Source organism: Halobacterium yunchengense (genome assembly GCF_037031165.1).
In the GTDB taxonomy this organism is placed as follows: Archaea; Halobacteriota; Halobacteria; order Halobacteriales; family Halobacteriaceae; genus Halobacterium; species Halobacterium yunchengense.
Genome location: NZ_JAYEZL010000003.1, coordinates 76,089 through 94,441, shown reverse-complemented (window position 1 = coordinate 94,441; position 18,353 = coordinate 76,089). Strand labels below are relative to the sequence as shown.

The following is an 18,353-nucleotide window of genomic DNA, read 5'->3' as shown; positions in this document are numbered from 1 at the left end:
GACTTCAACGTCCGGTTCGCGGCGGCCGACGGCGCCGCAGGCGGCGACAGCTTTTACGTGCAGAGCCCGTTCGTGCGGGACGATGACGCTCGCCGCGCGAATCAGTACGTACCGCGAGGTCCTCGAGGAGTGGCTGCGGGGGCTCTACCACGGCATGATCAGCCACCCCGCCTACGAGAAGATCGAAGACGAGGCCGAGGACATCGAGGACGCGTTCATGCTGGCGTGCTTCCCGGACGCGTTCGGCATCCCGTCGCCGGTGTCGTACTACACGGCCGAGCTGCTGCCGTTCCTCGAGGACGAGTTCGAGTCCTGGGAGCGCCGCCTCTGGGACCGCGAGACGCCGCTGTCCGGGAAGGTGGAGGGCCAGCACTTCTGATGCCCGCGAGCACCCTCGCTGGCCGCCGCCGGACGGGACGGCCGGCCGCGCCGGGAGGTGGCCGGTAGATGGAGCCGTTCGTCTTCTTCGGCGGGAAGGGCGGCGTCGGCAAGACCACCGTCTCGTGCGCGTACGCCCAGAAGTGTGCGTCGGCCGGCGTGGAGACGCTCGTCGTCTCGACCGACCCAGCCCACTCGGTCTCGGACGTCTTCGACCAGGAGTTCGGCGACGAGCCCGAGCCGGTGGCCGGCGTCGACGGCCTCCACGCCCTCGAGATTGACCCGGAGCGGGAGGTCACCCGCCACCTCGGCGAGATCCGGAACCGGCTCTCCGACCAGGTGTCGGCCACGATGGTCAACGAGATCAACAAGCAACTCGAGATGGCCCACCAGACGCCCGGCGCGTACGAGTCCGCGCTGTTCGACCGGTTCGTGGACGTGATGCGGGACGCCGACGACTACGACCGCGTGGTCTTCGACACCGCGCCGACGGGGTCGACGCTTCGGCTGCTCGCGCTGCCGGAGTTCCTCGAGTCGTGGGTGGAGCGCCTGATGCACAAGCGCCGCGAGAGCATCGACCTCTTCGAGAAGGCCGCCATCGGCAACCGCGAGCCGCGGCGCGTGATGGACGGCGACCCCGTGCTGGCCCACCTCCAGGAGCGCAAGGAGTTCTTCGAGTTCGCTGGCGGCGCGCTGCGCAACGACGCGGCGTTCTTCCTGGTGTTGAACCCGGACCAGCTGTCCGTGAACGAGACCGGTCGCGCCATCGAGGACATGGACGCCGAGGAGCTGGGCGTGCGCGGCCTCGTCGCGAACAAGCTCACGCCGGAGCCCGACCCGGAGGAGGACGGCCGCGGCGCCCGCTACCTGCGCGAGCGCGTCGAGACCGAGCGGGAGCGCCTCGCGTCGGTCCGGGAGCGCTTCGACCCGCCGCTGGTCGCGGAGATCGAGTCCCGGACGCGGGAGGTGCGCGGCGACCTCATCGGGGACGTGGCGGCCGAGCTCGACGTCGACGTATCAGTTGAGGAACCCGCGTTCGTCTGACTGCCGGCCGGCCCGTTTCCCCCTCCCGTCGGCGGGCCCGCGACCGCGTTCCGGCCAGTCTCCCCCACCGTCGTTCAAGTAGTATAAAACCGCTACCATGCAAAAGCTTAACTCGCAGAATGCAATGGCTTACCACGAGCGTGCAGACCGATGACACAGGTAATATGGATCGTGGCCGCGGTCCTGGTGACGTTCACGCTCGGATACGTCGGGTATTCGAGATACCTCTCGCAGTTCGTCGACCTCGACGACTCGCGTGAGACCCCGGCCCACAAGTACGAAGACGGTCAGGAGTACGTACCGGCGAAGAAACCAGTGCTGCTCGGGCACCACTTCTCGAGCATCGCCGGCGGCGCCCCCATCGTCGGCCCCATCACGGCCGGCGCGATCTGGGGGTGGGTGCCCGCACTCGTCTGGGTGGCCGTCGGCAACCCCCTCATGGGGGCCGTCCACGACTTCATCTCGCTGTCCGGGTCGATGCGACACGAGGGCAAGTCCATCGGCTACATCATCGGCGAGTACGTCGGCGAACGCGGCAAGGACATGCTGCTGTGGTTCGCGTTCCTCACCATCATCCTCGTGGTGGCGGTGTTCGCGCTCGTCGTCGGCATCGTCCTGAACGCGTTCCCGCAGGCGGCGACCGCGAGCCTGGTGTACATCCTGCTCGCCATCGGGTTCGGCGTCTACCTCTACCAGCTCGACGCGCCGTTCATCCCCGGCACCGTCGCGTTCGTCGCCGCGGTGTTCGCCGGCGTCTGGGTCGGCATCCAGTACCCCATCGCGCTGTTCCCCGCCGTCGAGGCCGGCGCGTACCCCGACGGCACCATCGTCCTGCTGGAGTTCCTCGGCGACGGCGCGTGGCTCCCCGGCGCAGTGATGTCCGCGGACGCCATCCTCACGCCGAACGTCGCCGGGTGGGTGCCCGTCATCCTCATCTACGCGGCGGCCGCGAGCGCGCTCCCGGTCTGGGTGCTGCTCCAGCCCCGGGACTACCTGTCGTCGTTCCTGCTGTACGCGGGCGTCGGCGGCGCGCTGCTCGCCATCATCGTCGGCACCCTCTTCGGCACGGCCAGCGAGCCGCTGGTCGTCTCCGACAGCATCCAGCCGTTCACCGGCTTCCTCGGCGTCGAGGCGGTGTCGCCGTACCCGCTGTTCCCGCTGCTGTTCGTCACCATCGCCTGCGGCACCATCAGCGGCTTCCACTCGCTGGTGTCCTCGGGGACGACGGCCAAGCAGCTGAACAAGGAGAGCGACGCGCGCCTCATCGGCTACGGCGGCATGCTCGGCGAGGGCCTGCTCGCCGCGACGGCGCTCTCGACGCTCGCGGTCGCCGGCTTCGCGTCCGACGCCGCCGCCGGCGGCATCGGCGGCGCGCTCCCGAACTTCGCGAGCGGCGGCGGCGTGATCCTGACGAGCTTCGGCATCTCGCCGGAGTTCGGCGCGCCGTTCATGGCGCTCGTGCTCGTGAGCTTCCTGCTGACGTCCACTGACACGGCCGCGCGCCTCGGCCGGTACATGATGGAGGAGATCGTGGGCATGCAGGGCAGCGGCACCGACAGCGGCTTCGAGGGCGGCGTCGGGTCGTTCGCCCGCGGCCGGTACACGAACCCGCTCGTCCAGGTCGTCATCGCGTACGCGCTGGTCATCTCCGGCGAGTGGGCGACGCTGTGGGCGCTGTTCGGCGGCGCCAACCAGCTGCTCGCCGCGCTCGCGCTGCTGACCGGCACGGTCTGGCTCGCCAACTGGGAGGAGTCCAAGCAGCTCGTCAGCACGGGCGTGCCGATGGCCATCATGGTCACCATCACCGTGCTCGGGCTCGCCTGGGTCGGGTTCTACGAGAACCTCTACAGCAGCCTCATCATGGGCGGCGCTGCCGGCCTCGGCTCGCAGGTGTCCGCCGTCGTCCAGTTCGCACTCGCGGTGGTGCTCATCTACCTGGGCCTCTCGCTGGTGCGCATCGGCTACGGGAACATCTCCCGCGTCCGCCAGCGCGGCGGCGCCGCCGCCGAACCCGGCGACGACTGACCACCGACTGACCGTCCGCGGTCCCCTGTGTTCTCGCCCTTCCACCGCCGCCGACCGACAGCCCCGCGGCCGCCGGTCACGTGACAGCCCTCTGGCCGCCGGTCACGTGACACCCCTGCGACCGCCGTTCAATTGACGCCCCTGGGACCGCCGCTCAGGTCCAGAAGCGCTTCGCGAACCGCGAGAGGAACCCCTCCGACTCCGTCTCGACGTCCCCCCAGAGCGCGAACGCCTGCGCGAGGTCGGCCGCCTCGCTCTCCACGGCCGCCTCCTCGCGCGGCGCGACGACGACGAGGTTCACCTCGTAGTGGCCGTAATAGCCGAACTTCAGCAGCGTGCGGTCGCGGAACCCCTCGACGAACGCGGCGACGTCCTCCGGGAGGTCGGGCGCGACGACGACGAACGTGAAGTTCGTCTCGTAGTGCTGTTCGTCGGCGTCCACCCAGTCGTCGGCGAGGTCGTTGCCGAGGTCCGCGAGCGCCTCCAGGTCCGCCACGTCGACGCCGTCGCTGCGGCGCGCGAACACGTGCTCCTCGGTGTCGTGGTCGGCGTAGCTCAGCGCGGGGTGGAGGAACTGCTTCTGGTTGCGCATCCGGAACTCCCCGTAGAGGTCGAAGCGCTCGCCGCGCACCCGGTAGTCGCGCTCGAGGTCGTAGCTGTACATCAACCGGTCGCTGACGCGGTCGAAGTACTCGTCGTCCCAGACGGGGACGCGGTCGCGGATCTCCGGGGGGAGCTCCTCCGGTTCGCGCACGTCGCCGTCACTCATCGTCGGCCGGCGCGCTCCAGGCGGTGGTCACAGCGGCGGTCCTCACTGGCGGCGCCCAGCGGCGGTCCCCTCCGGCGGTCCCTGCACGCGGTCGGGGCGGCGGCACGGCGGTCCCTGCACGCGGTCGGGGCGGCGGCACGGCGGTCCCTGCACGTGTCCGGGTCGGCGGCACGGCGGTCCATGGGTAGTGATACGCGATTGGCGGTAAAAGTTCGTCGCCGCTTCCACCGGGACGCCGTCGCCGTCCGGCGGCAGAATTATCGCGCTGTGGCCACTGGTAGCAGGTATGAGCGACGACCGACCAGTGGAGGCCTGCGGCCGGTGTTCGATGTCCACCGTCGTCGACGCCGTGAACGCCGACGGCGACGGCGCCCGCGACCCGTTCGCGAACGAACGCATCGAGGTCGAGGAGTCGTCGGTCCGCCGCGTCTCGCCGGTGGCGTGGACGCGCAGCGTCACCGCCCGCCTGAACGACGCCGTCCAGCGGTTCACGTACGGTCGCTGACCCGCAGCGCGCTCGTCCTCCGCCGACTGCCAGCCAGCACCGAGACGCCAGTCTCTGGACTCGCCAGGTCCGTTTTCGTCCCCCCGTCCAGCTCCGTCGACTCCCCGGGTCTCGTTCGTCACTCGGGTTTCCGCGGCCTCTCAGGTCTCCTCCGTCCCGGCCTGCATGCCGGCGTGCACGAACCGCGCGAGGATGCGCCCGATGGCGGTGTTCGCGGTCCACATCGCGACCTCGTCGAACGGTTCGGCGTGGTCGTCGTGGGTCGGCACGGACAGCAGGACCGTGGCCTCGTCGACGAGCAGGGTCTGGCCCGCGTAGCCGCCGTCGCCGCTCGCCGGCGAGTACACGACCGCTACCTCGTCGAAGGCGTCCTCGAGGTCGGGGTCGTCCGTCACGACGGTGGCGTCGACGCCCGCCGCGGCGCGGTCCGCGAGCGCGTCGGCGACGTCCTCCCGCAGGTCGTCGGCCCGCGGCCCGACCAGCAGGACCTCGCTGTCGGCCGCCGCGACGAGGTCCGCGGCGCGGTCCCGGATGGGGTCGCGGCCGCGCAGCGTCGCCACGTCGCTCTCGTCGCTGTGGCCGGCGCGGTCCTCGTGGACCGCCTCGAGGTTCTCGAACGCGCGCTCGTGCTGGCGCTCGACGCGCTCGCGGAGCTGCTCGCGCGCCCGGTCGAGGCTCACCGGCCGGTACTCCTTCGGCGAGGACTCCACGACCTCCACCAGGCCCCGTGTCGCGAGGTCGTCTGCGGCGCCGTACACCTGCGAGCGCGGCACTTCCGAGGTCCGCGCGACGTCCTGGGCGGTGCCGCTGCCGAGGCGCTGGAGCGCGACGAACACGCGCGCCTCGTAGTTCGACAGCCCGAGTTCCCGCAGCGCCTCGACGGCCTCGTGTGCGCTCATGCTCGTCGGCTCACCCTGGACGGTCCACCCTCAAGACGGTTCGCGTCGTGGACGGTACCAGAAGGGTGCGACCCGGGTCGCTGTCCGCTGCCGCCGCGCCGTTCATAGATATTGTACTATTCTACAAACGCTTATGTCGTTCGCACCGTTCGGTCGTCGTAGATGTCCGACGGACTCGCCGACCGGTACGCCTCGGCCCTCGCGCGGTACAGTCGCGTCGTCCTCGCCGTCCTCGTGGTCGCGACCGCCCTGATGGGCGCGAGCGCGGGCGGCGTCGACGGCGGGCTGACCATCTCCTCGTTCGGCAGCGACTCCGAGGAGGCCCAGAAGCTCGACTACGTCCGCGAGCACTTCGACACCGGCGACCGGAACGTCACGTCGATGCAGGTCGTCGTCCGCGGCGACGACGTCCTCTCGAAGCAGTCGCTCCTCGAGACGCTGCGCTTCCAGCGCGCGCTCCGCGACGACGGCACGGTCGGGCCGACGCTCCGCGACCGCCAGCCGGCCGTCGGCGTCGGCAACCTCGTCGCCACGGCCGCCGTCCACGCCGACCACGACGGCCAGGGACCGCCGCCGCAGCCGACGCTCGACGAACAGATCGCGGAACTGGAGTCGCTGTCCGCCGGCGAGGTCGAGGCCGTCGTCGCCGACGTCCTCGATCCCGACCGCGAGACGCCGGGCGTCGACCCCTACACGCTCCTGTCCACGGACTACGAGCCCGGCAGCACGTCGGCCGACGCGCGCGTCGTGTTCGTCTTCCAGCAGACCGACGGCGGCGACGCGCTCTCGGACGCGGTGGTGGACGCCCAGCTGGAGACGCGGACGCTCGCCGAGTCCCGCATCGCGGGCGACGCGTTCGTCTTCGGGCAGGGGGTCGTCGACGAGGAGGCCGGCCAGGCGACCGGCGAGAGCTTCGCCGTCATCTCCCCGGTCGCGTTGCTGTTGATCCTGGTCGTGCTGGGCGTCGCGTACCGCGACCCCGTCGACGTCGCCCTGGCGCTGCTCGGGACCCTCGTCACCCTCGTCTGGATGGCCGGCTTCATGGGGTGGGCGGGCGTCGGAATCACCCAGATCCTCATCGCGGTGCCGTTCCTGCTCGTGGGGCTGTCCATCGACTACGCGCTCCACGTCGTGATGCGGTACCGCGAGGCGCGGCAGGCCGACGGCGACCGGCCGCCCCGCGAGGGGATGCGCGTCGGCCTCGCGGGCGTCACCGTGGCGCTCGCCGCGACGACGTTCACGACCGCCGTCGGGTTCCTCTCGAACACCGTCAGCCCCATCCAGGCCATCAGCGACTTCGGCCTCGTCAGCGCCGCCGGCATCCTCTCGGCGTTCGTCGTGTTCGCCGTCATGCTCCCCGCGGCGAAACTCGAGGTCGACGCCCTCCTCGAGCGGTTCGGCCGGGACCGCCGGCAGCGCGCGTTCGGCACGAGCGGCGCCGCCTCGCGCGTCGTCGGCGTCGGCACGACGGTCGCACGCCGCGCGCCCGTCGCCGTGCTCGTCGTCGCGCTCGTCGCGAGCGCCGGCGGCGGGTACGCAGCGACGGACGTCGACACGTCGATCGACCAGGTCGACTTCCTCCCCAGAGACTCACCCGGGTGGATGGACTCGCTGCCGGAACCGCTCGCGCCCGGCGAGTACACAATCCGCGAGGACGCCGTCTTCCTCAACGACAACTTCGCGCAGTCCAGGGACCGGACGACCGTCCACGTCCTCGTCGAGGGGCCCGTGACCGACCCGGACACCCTGGAGCGGGTCGACGCTGGCACCGCCGAGGCCGCGAACGCGTCCTCGGTCGTCACCCTCGCGAACGGCCGCGCGGACGTCGACAGCCCGGTGACGGCCATCCGCGCGACGGCCGCCGAGAACGAGACGTTCGCCGCGCTCGTCGCCGAGCGCGACGCGGACGGCGACGGCGTCCCCGACCGCGACCTCGCGGCGGTCTACGACGCGCTCTACCGGGCCGCCCCCGACCGCGCCGACGACGTCGTCCACCGCGAGGACGGCGAGTACGAGGCCGTCGACGCCCGCATCACGGTGTCCGCGAGCGCCGACACGGCGACTATCACCAGCGAGATGCGGGGCGTCGCCGCGACCGTCCGTGACGGCTCCGCGCTCACGGTCACCGCCACGGGGCCGCCCGTCGTCGACGAGGTGGTGCAGTCCGCGCTGCTGCGCACGCTCGTCGAGACGTTCCTGCTGACCCTCGGGGTCATCCTCGCGTTCCTCACGGCGCTGTTCTACCGGCGCTACGACGCGCCGCTGCTGGGCGCGGTGACGATGGTGCCGGTAGTCGCCGCGCTCGGCTGGATCCTCGGCGCGATGTACCTCCTCGACATCCCGTTCACGACGGAGACGGCCGTCATCGCCAGCATCGCCATCGGCCTCGGCGTCGACTACGCCATCCACGTCAGCGAGCGGTTCGTCCACGAGCTCGGCCCCGAGAACGGCGTCTTCGACGCCCTCGACGCGACCGTCTCTGGGACCGGCGGCGCGCTGCTCGCGAGCGCCGCCTCGACGGCCGGCGGCTTCGGCGTGCTCGTGTTCGCGCTCGTGCCGTCCCTCCGGCGGTTCGGCGCCGTCACCAGCGCCGCCATCGCGTTCGCGTTCGTCGCGAGCGTGCTCGTGCTCCCGAGCCTGCTGTCGCTTTGGTACCGGTACGCCGGCGCGCCGGCCCGCCTCGACCGGTAGCGGCCGCCGCTCAGCCCTCCAGGGGGCGTTCCGTGCCGCGGACGCTGTCCACGACGACGTCGCCGTCCGGCCGCTCCGCGAGCCAGAACAGCTTGTACGCGGCGACCGGGTCGGCGAGGTCGATGTCGGGCGCCGTCGACAGCGAGTACGACCGCAGCACCCACTCGAAGACGGCGTCGCGCGCGAGCTCTCGCGCCCGCTCGCGGGACACCTCCGAGGGGACCACGAGCGCGTCCTCGACGGTGCGTTCGACCGTCTCGGGGTGTTCGTCGGCGCGCAGCGGCAGGCGGCGAGCGCGGTCCAGGCTCACCACGTACTCCTCGGTGCGGTCCCCGAGGAACGCCCGCGGCATCGTCACCGACGCCCGGTAGACGAGGTAGGGGTACGCGACCGCGCCGACGCGACCGTCGGACTCGACGGCGGCGCGCTCGACGGCCGGTTCGACGACGGGCAGCGTCGCCGACTCCCGGACGCGGTCGTCGGATTCGTCGACCTCGGTGGCGACGCCGTCCTCGGACCCGTCGACATCAGGGTCGGCGCTCTCAGCGGACCCGTCGACCCCGGGGTCGACCCGGTCGCTCTCCGGCGTCATTCGTCCGTCCAGTAGTCCGCGTCCTCGACGTGGCCGCGGACGGCGTCCATCTCGGTGACCGCCTTCGGCTGCGGCCGGCCGCCGTCGGCGGCGTACTCGTTGTCGCCGTCGCCGTCCTCGTCGAGCACCGCGGACAGCGGCTTGTGCATCACGCTGAACGCGTCGTCGACGGCCTCCCGGTCCGGCGGCGTCGTCGCCAGCGACACCACGACGAGCACGACCGCCGACAGCACGAACGCCGGGAAGAGCCCGTACACCGTCAGCAGCCCGGACAGCGCGGGGTGGAGGCTCTCGACCGTGGCCTCGCCGAGAATCGTCGTCCACTGCGTCCACAGGATCATCGTGGTGGCGCCGGTGACCATGCTCGCGACGGCGCCCGCCGCGGTGGTGCGCTTCCACCACAGCAGGGCGACGAGCAGCGGCCCGAGGCTCGCGCCGAGGCCGCCCCACGCGTAGTCCAGCACGAGCGTGTAGATCGGCGTCTCCCGCGCGACGTACGCGAACCCGATGGACGCGGACCCGATGGCGAGGGTCACGTACCGCGAGTACCGCACGAGCGTCTCCTCGCTGGCCTGCTCGTTCAGGAAGCCGTGGTAGACGTCCTCGACGACGGCGCTGGTCGCGACGAGCAGCTGGGAGTCAGCGCTGGACATCATCGCCGCGAGCGCGGCGGCGAGCACGACGCCGGCGACGACGCCCGGCAGCAGCTCCAGGGTGACCATCGGCATCGCGTTGTCCGTGTTCTCCAGGCCGCCGAACTGCGTGAGCGCGTACAGACCGACCAGGCCCGCGCCGACGTACGCGACGAACATGAACAGCTGCGCGACGAGCGCGGCCTTCCGGACGTTCCTCACGCGGTCGATGCCCATGAACCGGACCATGATGTGGGGGTTCCCGGGGACGCCGAGCCCGATGGCGGCGTACGAGATGATCCCGAACAGCGCCGCCCAGCCGGTCGCGCCGCCCGTGATGGAGGTCAGCGAGGAGCCGCCGTCCATCGCGGCGAGCTGGTCGAACGGCAGCCCCCACGTGGTGTACGCGACCACCGGCAGCACGGCGAACGCGACGAGGATGATGGCGCCCTGGAAGTAGTCCGACCACGCCACCGCGAAGTAGCCGCCGAGCATCGTGTACCCGACGACGATGACGCCGCCGACGACGATGCCCACCCACATCTCGATGCCGGTGAGCACGCGCAGCAGCGTGCCCGCGGCGACGATCTGCGCGCCGACGTAGCCGCCCTCGAAGACGATGAGCACGACCGAGGAGACCGCCTTCACGAGGCCGGTGTCGTCGTCCAGGCGCGTCGCGAAGAACGTCGGCAGCGTCACCGCGCGCACGATCTCGCTGTACTTCCGGAGGCGCTTGGCGATGCCCGCCCACGCGCCGAGGTCGGCGGGGATCATCCCGAGGCCGTTGTAGAACGCGACGATGCCGGAGCTGTACGCGTCCGCGGGCACGCCGAGCGTGAGCCAGCCGCTCATCTCCGAGGCGCGCTCGGAGAACCCCGTGACCACGGGCCCGACCTCGCGGCCGCCGATGACGTAGTCGCCGACGGAGTCCATGAACTGGCTCGCCCAGACGCCGATGCCGACGAGGACGACGAGGTAGGCGGCGAACGCGCCGAGCACCCACGCGCCCGCGCCGCCGGCGATCGCCTCAGACATCCTCGATCTCCTCGCGGTACCGCTCGCGGAGGCGCTTCTCGCGTCGTCCCTCCCAGACGTAGTAGACGACCAGCAACAGGAGGTAGACGACGAACGGTACGACCAGGCCCGCCCAGTCGATCAGTCCCATACCGCTAGCCATGCACGCGGTCGTCCGGCCGGTTCGGGGATAACGGCGTCGATTCGCCCGACTGGACGGCCCCTGCGGACTGACCGCCGCCGTTCGCGGACCGACGCGCTCGCGGCCGAGGGGCTGTTCCAGTCCGGTCCGTCGCGACGCCGCGTCGAACGCGGCCGCCGTCCGTCGGACGGGGCGTTACGTTCATTGCCCCGTCTACCCTATCGACCCGTAGGGAATGCGTCGGGACTACTTCGAACTGGACGTCACGAACGTCGACTGGGTCGACGAGGACGGCGACCCGCAGAAGCCGAACGTCGCCATCGAGTTCACGGGCGCGGCCGCGGAGCTCGACGAGCGGCTGACGGACCGGGACGGCAACCGACTCGACGCCGACGAGACGGACGCGGCGTTCCGGCTGACGGGCGACGTCGACGACCCGGACGCCGCCGGCGTCGTCGCCGTCACGAACCGCATCACTGGCGAGTTCGTGCTCGAGCTCAACCAGGACGCCGACGACGTGCTGCGGTTCGTGCGGGCCGCCCGCCGGTACGGCGAGGAGACCGGCGACGACGGCCAGTACCGCGTGGAGATCCGCGTGGACGGCGAACAGCTCGTCGTCTACGAGAAGTCCACGTTCCTCGTGTACAGCCGGGACGGCGACCTGCTGCGCAGCCACAGCCTCATCCCGAGCGGCATCGAACTGTAGCCCACGCCGAGGGGCATCGAACTGTGACTGACGGCGACTGCCGTCGGCCTGTGACTGACGGCGACTGCGGTCGGACTGTAACTGACGGCGACTGCCGCCGCCGGGTCCCCCCGCGGCGCGGAACACCCGAACCTAAGTGAACGCGGCGGGTTCGTCCCTGCATGGACCTCTTCGGGACGGCAGGGATTCGCGGGAACGCGGTCGCGGACGTCAACCCCGAACTGGCGGTCGCCGTGGGCGCGGCCGCCGGCCGGGACGCCCGCGGCGACGACGAGGAGTTCGTCGTGGCGCGGGACGGCCGCGAGACGGGGTCGGCGCTGGCGTCAGCGGTCGCGGCCGGCCTGCAGGCCGGCGGGATGCGCGTGCTCGACGCCGAGGTGCTGCCGACGCCGGCGCTCGCGTACGCGTCGCGGGGCCGACGCGGCGTTCAGGTCACGGCGAGCCACAACCCCCCGGAGGACAACGGCATCAAGCTGTTCGTGGACGGCACGGAGTACGACCGCGAGCGCGAGCAGCGCGTCGAGGAGTACGTCGCGGCGGACGCCGAGTACGCGTCGTGGGCCGACTGGGGCGACGTGGAGTCCGTCGGCGTCCTCCCGGAGTACCGGCAGGCCGTCGCCGAGTACGCCCGCGAGCACGGTGCGCCCCTGGACGGCCTGACCGTGGTGGTGGACTGCGGGAACGGCGTCGCGAGCCTCGCCACGCCCCAGGTGCTGCGCGAGCTCGGCGCGCACGTCGTCACGCTGAACGCGAACGTCGACGGCCACTTCCCCGGCCGCCCGAGCAAGCCGACGCCGGAGACCGTCACCGACCTCAGGTCGTTCGTCGCCGACGGGGACGCGGCGTTCGGCGTCGCGCACGACGGCGACGCCGACCGCATCGTGGTCGTGGACGGCGACGGCGACGTCGTCCACGAGGACACGGTGCTGGCGGTTCTCGCGGAACACTACACGCGCGTCAGCGACGCCGACGACCCGGTCGTGGTGACGACGCCGAACGCCTCGGGCCGCATCGACGAGCGCGTCGAGGCCGCTGGCGGACGCGTCGAGCGCGTTCGCCTCGGCGCGCTCCACGAGGGCATCGCGGACGCACGCGGGGGCGGGGGCGACGTCGTGTTCGCGGCGGAGCCCTGGAAGCACGTCCACACGGCGTTCGGCGGCTGGATCGACGGCGTCGCGTCCGCCGCGGTGCTCTCGCGGCTCGTCGCCGACGCGGACGGCCTCGGCGCGCTCCGGGAGCCGGTGACCGAGCGCCCGTACCGGAAGGTCAGCGTCGACTGCCCGGACGACGCCAAGGAGCCGGCGATGCTCGCGCTCGAGTCGGCGCTGCCCGAGGCCTTCCCGGACGCCGACGTCGACACGGAGTACGGCGTCCGACTGACGTTCCCGGACGCGTCCTGGGCGCTCGTGCGGCCGAGCGGGACGGAACCGTACGTCCGCGTGTACGCCGAGAGCGACGGCGTCGACGCGCTCGTCGACGACGTGACGGCCGTCGTCGCGGACGCAGTCGCGGACGCCTCCTGACGGCGCGAGCCGGACACTCTCTGTCTGGAGGCGCGGTTCGGCGACGGGACGCGAGTCCGCTCCGAGTACCCGGATTCTACGCGCGACCGAGCGGTCAGTCCGCCTACATTCCGGGCCCGAGAATCGCCGGTAGACGGCGGTCTCGACCCACGAATCGGCGGTTCACGTCTTCGATACATTTATGGACGCATACCCAAATCTATGCCTATCTATGAGGGATTTCGACAGGCGCGACTTCATCAAGACGACTGGCGTCCTGGGAACTGTCGGACTGACGGGGCTGGCGGGCTGTACCGGTGGTCCGAGCGGCGACGGCGAGGACACCACGACCGAACAGCCCGACGACGCCGGCGGCGACGGCACGTCCGGGGAGACCGAGACCGAGGAGACGACGACCGCCGAGGACGGCGGGGGCGACGTCACCCAGGTCGGGATGGTGTACGCGACCGGCGGCCTCGGCGACGGCTCGTTCAACGACCAGGCCCAGACCGGCCTCCAGCAGGCGGCCGAGGAGTTCGACGTCGAGTACAGCGAGTCCCAGCCCGACGAGGTCGCGCAGTTCAGCAACTACCAGCAGCAGTACGCGAGCTCCACTGACCCCGATTACGACCTCGTCTCCTGCATCGGATTCCTGCAGGCGGACTCCCTCTCGGAGACCGCCGCGAACTACCCCGACCAGAACTTCCAGATCGTCGACAGCGTCGTCGAGTCCGACAACGTCGGCAGCTACGTGTTCCGCGAGCACGAGGGCTCGTACCTCGTCGGCGTGCTCGCCGGCCACCTCACCACGATGGAGTTCAGCGCCGGCGCCGGGTCGACCCGGCCCGACGACACGCGAGTCGGGTTCGTCGGCGGCGTCGAGAGCGCGCTCATCGAGAAGTTCGAGGCCGGCTTCAAGGCGGGCGTGACGGCGGTCGAGGAGGACGCCACCATCCAGACGACGTACGTCGGCGACTTCAACGACCCGACCGGCGGCCAGGAGGCCGCCCTGCGGATGTACCAGGACGGCAGCGACGTCGTCTACCACGCCGCCGGCAACACCGGGACGGGCGTCTTCCAGGCCGCACAGGAGGAGGGCCGCTTCGCCGTCGGCGTCGACCGCGACCAGTCCGTCACGCGCCCGGACTACGCGGACGTCATCCTCGCGAGCATGGTCAAGCGCGTCGACACCGCCGTCTACAACGCCATCGAGGCGACCGTGAACGGGGAGTTCGAGGGCGGCGCCGTGACCACGCTCGGCCTCGACGACGACGGCGTCGAGTGCGTGTACGGCGACCAGCTCGGCTCCGAGATCCCCGGCGACGTCGAGAGTGCGGTCAGCGACGCCCGGCAGGGCATCATCGACGGCGACATCTCCGTCCCCCAGGACCCGTCGGACGTCTGACGCGGTAGCGCCGCCCACGACACCCAATTCTGCACGCAATGACACGAACGGACACGGCCGTCAGACTGGAAGCGATCACGAAGCGGTTCCCCGGCGTCGTCGCCAACGACGAGGTGGACCTGACCGTCGAGCGCGGGTCCGTCCACGCGCTCCTCGGGGAGAACGGCGCGGGGAAGACGACGCTGATGAACGTCCTCTACGGGCTCTATCAGCCCGACGGCGGCCGCGTCGTCGTGGACGGCGCGCCCCGGGAGTTCGACTCGCCGCGGGACGCCATCGACGCCGGCGTCGGCATGATCCACCAGCACTTCATGCTCGTGGACACGATGACCGTCGCCGAGAACATCGCGCTCGGCAACGAACCCCGGAAGTGGGGCGGGCTCGCGGTCGACCGCGACGCCGCGCGCCGGGAGGTCGTCGAACTCAGCGAGCGGTACGGGTTCGACGTCGACCCGGACGCGACCGTCGCGGACGTCAGCGTCGGCGTCCAGCAGCGCGTCGAGATCCTGAAAGCGCTGTACCGCGGCGCGGACGTCCTCATCCTCGACGAACCGACCGCCGTGCTCACGCCCCAGGAGGTCGAGGACCTCTTCGGCGTCCTCGAGGAGCTCACCGACCAGGGGAAGACGGTCATCTTCATCACGCACAAGCTCGGCGAGGCGATGCACGCCGCCGACGACATCACGGTCCTCCGCGACGGGGAAAACGTCGCGACCGTCGCCGCCGAGGACACCTCCCGGGAGGAGCTCGCGGAACTGATGGTCGGCCGCGAGGTCGTCCTGGAGGTCGACTCACGCGCGGGCGAGGTCGGCGACGTCGTCCTCGACGTGGACTCGCTGTACGTGAGCGACGACCGCGACGTCCCCGCCGTGACGGACGTCTCCTTCGCGGTGCGCGAGGGCGAGGTGTTCGGCGTCGCGGGCGTCGACGGGAACGGCCAGGCGGAACTCGTCGAGGCGATCACGGGGCTCCGTGACCCCGAGGACGGCGCCGTCACCTTCGACGGCCGCGACGTCACCGGCGACTCGCGCCGGGAGCGCATAGAGCGCGGGATGGCCTACGTCCCCGAGGACCGCCAGGAGCGCGGTCTCGTGATGCCGTTCGACCTCGTGGAGAACGGCATCCTCGGCAGCCAGCACAGCGAGCAGTTCGCGTCCGGCGGCACCATCGACTGGGACCGCTCGCGGGACCACGCCGAGGCCATCGTCGACGAGTACGACGTCCGCCCCGGGAACCCGGACGCCGACGCCGTCTCCCTCTCCGGCGGCAACCAGCAGAAGTTCGTCGTCGGCCGCGAGTTCGAGCGCGACCCGCGGCTCGTCGTCGCCACGCACCCGACCCGCGGCGTCGACATCGGCAGCCAGGAGTTCATCCACGACCGGCTGCTGGACCTCCGGGACGACGGCCGCGGCGTCCTCCTGGTGTCCTCGAAGCTCGACGAGGTCCAGGGGCTGTCCGACCGCCTGGGCGTGATACACGACGGCGACCTGATGGCGGTCGTCGACCCCGACGACGTCACCGAGGAGGAACTCGGGCTGCTGATGGCCGGCGAGTACCCCGAGGGGTACGAGCCGCGCGAGGCGACCGCGCGCACGGAGGTGGCGCAGTGACCCTCGGCGACCGCGCCCGCGACGCGATGGAGCGCCTCGTCCGCGCGTCCGGCGTCGAGCGGTTCCTCATCAGCACGTCCGCGCTGCTTCTGTCCGTGCTCATCGGCGCCGTCATCATCCTCGGCGCCGGCCGCATGACGTCCTGCGAGTCCGCCGCGTACACGCTCGCGTTCCCGGGCAGCCTCGTCACGCAGTTCACGGGCGGCAGCGCGCTGTTCGCGGTGGGGTTCTGCTACGACCCCATCGCGGTGTACGACCTCCTGTTCCTCGGCGCGCTCGGGGACATCACGGCGGACCCGACGAACGGCCAGTTCGCGACCACCGTCGCCGAGACGACCGTCCTCCTGTTCACGGGCGTCGCCGTCGCGGTGGCGTTCCGCGCCGGCATCTTCAACATCGGCGCGCAGGGCCAGCTCGTCGTGGGCGCGCTCGCCACGGCCGTCGCGCTCGTCTACGTCGCGCCGCCGCTCGCGGGCCTCGGCCTGCTGGCGACGGTCGTCCTGCTCCCCGTCGGCCTGCTGTTCGGCGCCGTCGGCGGCGGTCTCTACGGCGCGCTCCCGGGGGCGCTGAAGGCGTACGCCGACGCCAACGAGGTGATCACCACCATCATGCTGAACTTCGTGGCGACGTCGGTCGCGCTGTTCCTGGTGTCCCGGAACAAGTACTTCAAGGACCCCGAGAGCTTCGCGAACCAGACCGTCGCCCTCCCCGACGTCGCGATGTTCCCGGAGGTCGTCTTCCGGCCGCGCGACGACGTCTCCGTGGTCGCGCTCGCGTTCGGCGTCGCCGTCCTCGTCGGCGTCTGGTACCTCCTCCGGCACACGGCCTACGGCTACGACCTCCGCACGAGCGGCCTCCAGCCGGACGCCGCGGAGTACGGCGGCGTCGACGCCGACCGCACCGTCGTGACGAGCATGGCGCTGTCGGGCGCGCTCGCCGGCCTCGGCGGCGCTGTCTACGTGATGATGGTGCTCGGGAACTTCCAGACCGGCGTGCCGTCGTACGGCTTCGACGGCATCACCGTCTCCATCCTCGCCGGGAACAACCCGCTCGGCGTCGGGGCGGCGGCGTTCCTCTTCGGCGTCCTGAAGAGCGGCAGCATCGTCGTCCAGACCGGCTCGGACGTCCCGCCCGCCCTCGTCGGCGTGCTCCGCGGCCTCATCATCCTGTTCGTCGCGATGCCGGAGTTCTTCCGGCTCGCCGGCCGGAAGTTCTGGTCCGTGCAGCCGCGGGGCGACCAGCCGGTCGCCGCCGACGGCGGCACCCGGGGTGGTGTCGATGAGTAGCGCCGACGCGGTGCGGCGGCTCCCCGAGCGCGCCCACGAGTGGCTGTTCGCCGGCCGGAGCCGACCCCAGCAGGTCGTCGTCGGCGTCGCGCTCGCCGCGGTGCTCGCGCTCGTCGCCGCCGGCGTGGTCGCGCCCGGGTCGACGCCCGGCCGGCTGTTCGACGTGCTCACCGACAGTTCGACGCTCGCCGCGACGCTCCGGCTGTCCGTCCCCATCGCGTTCGCGGCGCTCGGCGGCATCTTCGCGGAGAAGTCCGGCGTCATCAACATCGGGCTCGAGGGCCTGCTCATCATCGCCGCGTTCGCCGGCGTCTGGGTGACCGACCTCACCGGCAGCGTCTGGTACGGCCTGCTCGGCGGCGTCGTCGCGAGCACGCTGCTCGCGCTGCTGTTCGCGGTGGTCTGCATCGAGTTCCGCGCCGACCAGATCATCGCCGGCCTCGCGGTCTGGCTCATCGCGCTCGGGCTCGCGCCGTTCCTCTCACAGATCGTCTACGGCTCGAAGAACACCGCCAGCGTCGACACGTTCCCGACGCTGCCCGACCTCGGCATCCCGTTCGTGTCCGACGCCGTCACGGCGCCGCTGCCCGTCGTCGACGCGGCACTCGTCGACGCGCCGTTCTTCGGCGCGCTCTTCGACGCCAGCCCGCCGGTCTACCTGATGCTCGGCGCCGTCGCGCTGTCGTGGTACACGCTCAACCGGACGGCGTTCGGCCGGTGGGTGAAGGCCAGCGGCGAGAACCCGAAGGCGCTGGACACCGCGGGCGTGAACGTCACGCGCGTCCGGTACGTCGCCGTCCTCCTGTCGGGCGTGTTCGCCGGCGTCGGCGGCGCAGCGCTCGCGCTCTCCATCGGTCAGTTCACGGGGAACGGCCCGACGATGGTCAACGGGAAGGGGTTCATCGCCATCGTCGCGTACCTCTTCGGGAACTACAACCCCGTGGGCGCGCTCGCGTCGACGATGCTGTTCGCGGGCCTGGACGCGACCCAGCTCACGCTGCAGGCCCGCGACGTCGTCGCCGTCCCCGCCGAGCTCGTGCGCACCATCCCGTACGTCACCGTCATCGTGGTGCTCGCGCTGTTCGGCCGCACGCGGCTCCCGTCCGCGGCGGGCGAGCACTACGAGTCCGGCGAGGACGAGTAGGGGCTGCCG

Annotated in this window: 16 protein-coding genes; 11 read left to right on the top strand and 5 right to left on the bottom strand. The window is 71.4% G+C overall.

Translation table 11 applies throughout. From position 1 onward, the window contains the following. Positions 1 to 82: 82 nt before the first annotated feature. From U5911_RS09560 to U5911_RS09550, 3 genes are all read left to right on the top strand, one after another. Positions 83 to 379 (top strand): DUF7990 family protein, encoded by a 297-nt coding sequence (locus U5911_RS09560; RefSeq protein ID WP_336036810.1) that lies wholly within the window; start codon positions 83 to 85, stop codon positions 377 to 379. Positions 380 to 447: 68 nt separating this feature from the next. After that, positions 448 to 1,422, top strand: coding sequence for an ArsA family ATPase (locus tag U5911_RS09555; protein ID WP_336036809.1), 975 nt, complete (start codon positions 448 to 450; stop codon positions 1,420 to 1,422). A 150-nt stretch (positions 1,423 to 1,572) separates the two neighbouring features. Beyond that, complete coding sequence (locus U5911_RS09550; RefSeq protein WP_336036808.1) at positions 1,573 to 3,447, top strand: carbon starvation CstA family protein; 1,875 nt, start codon at positions 1,573 to 1,575, stop codon at positions 3,445 to 3,447. A gap of 154 nt (positions 3,448 to 3,601) precedes the next feature. Here U5911_RS09550 and U5911_RS09545 read toward each other — a convergent pair whose 3' ends face one another. Continuing rightward, complete coding sequence (locus tag U5911_RS09545) at positions 3,602 to 4,216, bottom strand: DUF8052 family protein (RefSeq protein WP_336036807.1); 615 nt, start codon at positions 4,214 to 4,216, stop codon at positions 3,602 to 3,604. 286 nt (positions 4,217 to 4,502) lie between these two features. Here U5911_RS09545 and U5911_RS09540 point away from each other — a divergent pair, with 286 nt between their 5' ends. Beyond that, entirely contained in the window at positions 4,503 to 4,721 is a 219-nt protein-coding gene (locus U5911_RS09540; RefSeq protein ID WP_336036806.1) for a DUF8007 family protein, read from the top strand. A gap of 140 nt (positions 4,722 to 4,861) precedes the next feature. On the opposite strand, the gene U5911_RS09535 is transcribed toward U5911_RS09540, so the two are convergent. Then, entirely contained in the window at positions 4,862 to 5,620 is a 759-nt protein-coding gene (locus U5911_RS09535) for a TrmB family transcriptional regulator (protein WP_336036805.1), read from the bottom strand. A gap of 162 nt (positions 5,621 to 5,782) precedes the next feature. Here U5911_RS09535 and U5911_RS09530 point away from each other — a divergent pair, with 162 nt between their 5' ends. Further along, positions 5,783 to 8,311, top strand: a complete 2,529-nt coding sequence (locus U5911_RS09530; RefSeq protein ID WP_336036804.1) for an efflux RND transporter permease subunit — start codon at positions 5,783 to 5,785, stop codon at positions 8,309 to 8,311. 10 nt (positions 8,312 to 8,321) lie between these two features. Here the strand turns inward: U5911_RS09530 and U5911_RS09525 are convergent, their stop codons facing one another. The 3 genes from U5911_RS09525 to U5911_RS09515 are packed head-to-tail and all read right to left on the bottom strand — an operon-like array spanning position 8,322 to position 10,700. After that, entirely contained in the window at positions 8,322 to 8,903 is a 582-nt protein-coding gene (locus U5911_RS09525) for a hypothetical protein (protein ID WP_336036803.1), read from the bottom strand. Beyond that, positions 8,900 to 10,570: a sodium/proline symporter gene (locus U5911_RS09520; RefSeq protein WP_336036802.1), complete on the bottom strand. Its 1,671-nt coding sequence runs from the start codon at positions 10,568 to 10,570 to the stop codon at positions 8,900 to 8,902. The genes U5911_RS09525 and U5911_RS09520 overlap by 4 nt, the downstream gene beginning before the upstream one ends. Further along, complete coding sequence (locus U5911_RS09515) at positions 10,563 to 10,700, bottom strand: hypothetical protein (RefSeq protein ID WP_336036801.1); 138 nt, start codon at positions 10,698 to 10,700, stop codon at positions 10,563 to 10,565. The genes U5911_RS09520 and U5911_RS09515 overlap by 8 nt, the downstream gene beginning before the upstream one ends. A gap of 226 nt (positions 10,701 to 10,926) precedes the next feature. Here U5911_RS09515 and U5911_RS09510 point away from each other — a divergent pair, with 226 nt between their 5' ends. The 6 genes from U5911_RS09510 to U5911_RS09485 all read left to right on the top strand — a co-directional run bounded on the left by U5911_RS09510 (position 10,927) and on the right by U5911_RS09485 (position 18,344). Next, positions 10,927 to 11,397 carry a DUF5793 family protein gene (locus U5911_RS09510; RefSeq protein ID WP_336036800.1) on the top strand — a complete coding sequence of 157 codons (471 nt, stop codon included), beginning with the start codon at positions 10,927 to 10,929 and terminating at the stop codon, positions 11,395 to 11,397. A gap of 161 nt (positions 11,398 to 11,558) precedes the next feature. Beyond that, on the top strand, positions 11,559 to 12,920 hold the full coding sequence (locus U5911_RS09505; protein ID WP_336036799.1) for a phosphohexomutase domain-containing protein: 1,362 nt from the start codon (positions 11,559 to 11,561) through the stop codon (positions 12,918 to 12,920). Between the two features lie 211 nt (positions 12,921 to 13,131). Next, positions 13,132 to 14,304, top strand: coding sequence for a BMP family lipoprotein (locus tag U5911_RS09500; RefSeq protein WP_336036798.1), 1,173 nt, complete (start codon positions 13,132 to 13,134; stop codon positions 14,302 to 14,304). Between the two features lie 38 nt (positions 14,305 to 14,342). Beyond that, the gene (locus tag U5911_RS09495; RefSeq protein ID WP_336036797.1) at positions 14,343 to 15,914 is read left to right on the top strand and encodes an ABC transporter ATP-binding protein; all 1,572 of its coding nucleotides are present in this window, start codon (positions 14,343 to 14,345) and stop codon (positions 15,912 to 15,914) included. After that, positions 15,911 to 17,200, top strand: coding sequence for an ABC transporter permease (locus U5911_RS09490; RefSeq protein WP_418771529.1), 1,290 nt, complete (start codon positions 15,911 to 15,913; stop codon positions 17,198 to 17,200). Before U5911_RS09495 ends, U5911_RS09490 begins: the two co-directional genes overlap by 4 nt. Beyond that, the gene (locus U5911_RS09485) at positions 17,193 to 18,344 is read left to right on the top strand and encodes an ABC transporter permease (RefSeq protein WP_336036796.1); all 1,152 of its coding nucleotides are present in this window, start codon (positions 17,193 to 17,195) and stop codon (positions 18,342 to 18,344) included. The genes U5911_RS09490 and U5911_RS09485 overlap by 8 nt, the downstream gene beginning before the upstream one ends. Positions 18,345 to 18,353: the final 9 nt, after the last annotated feature.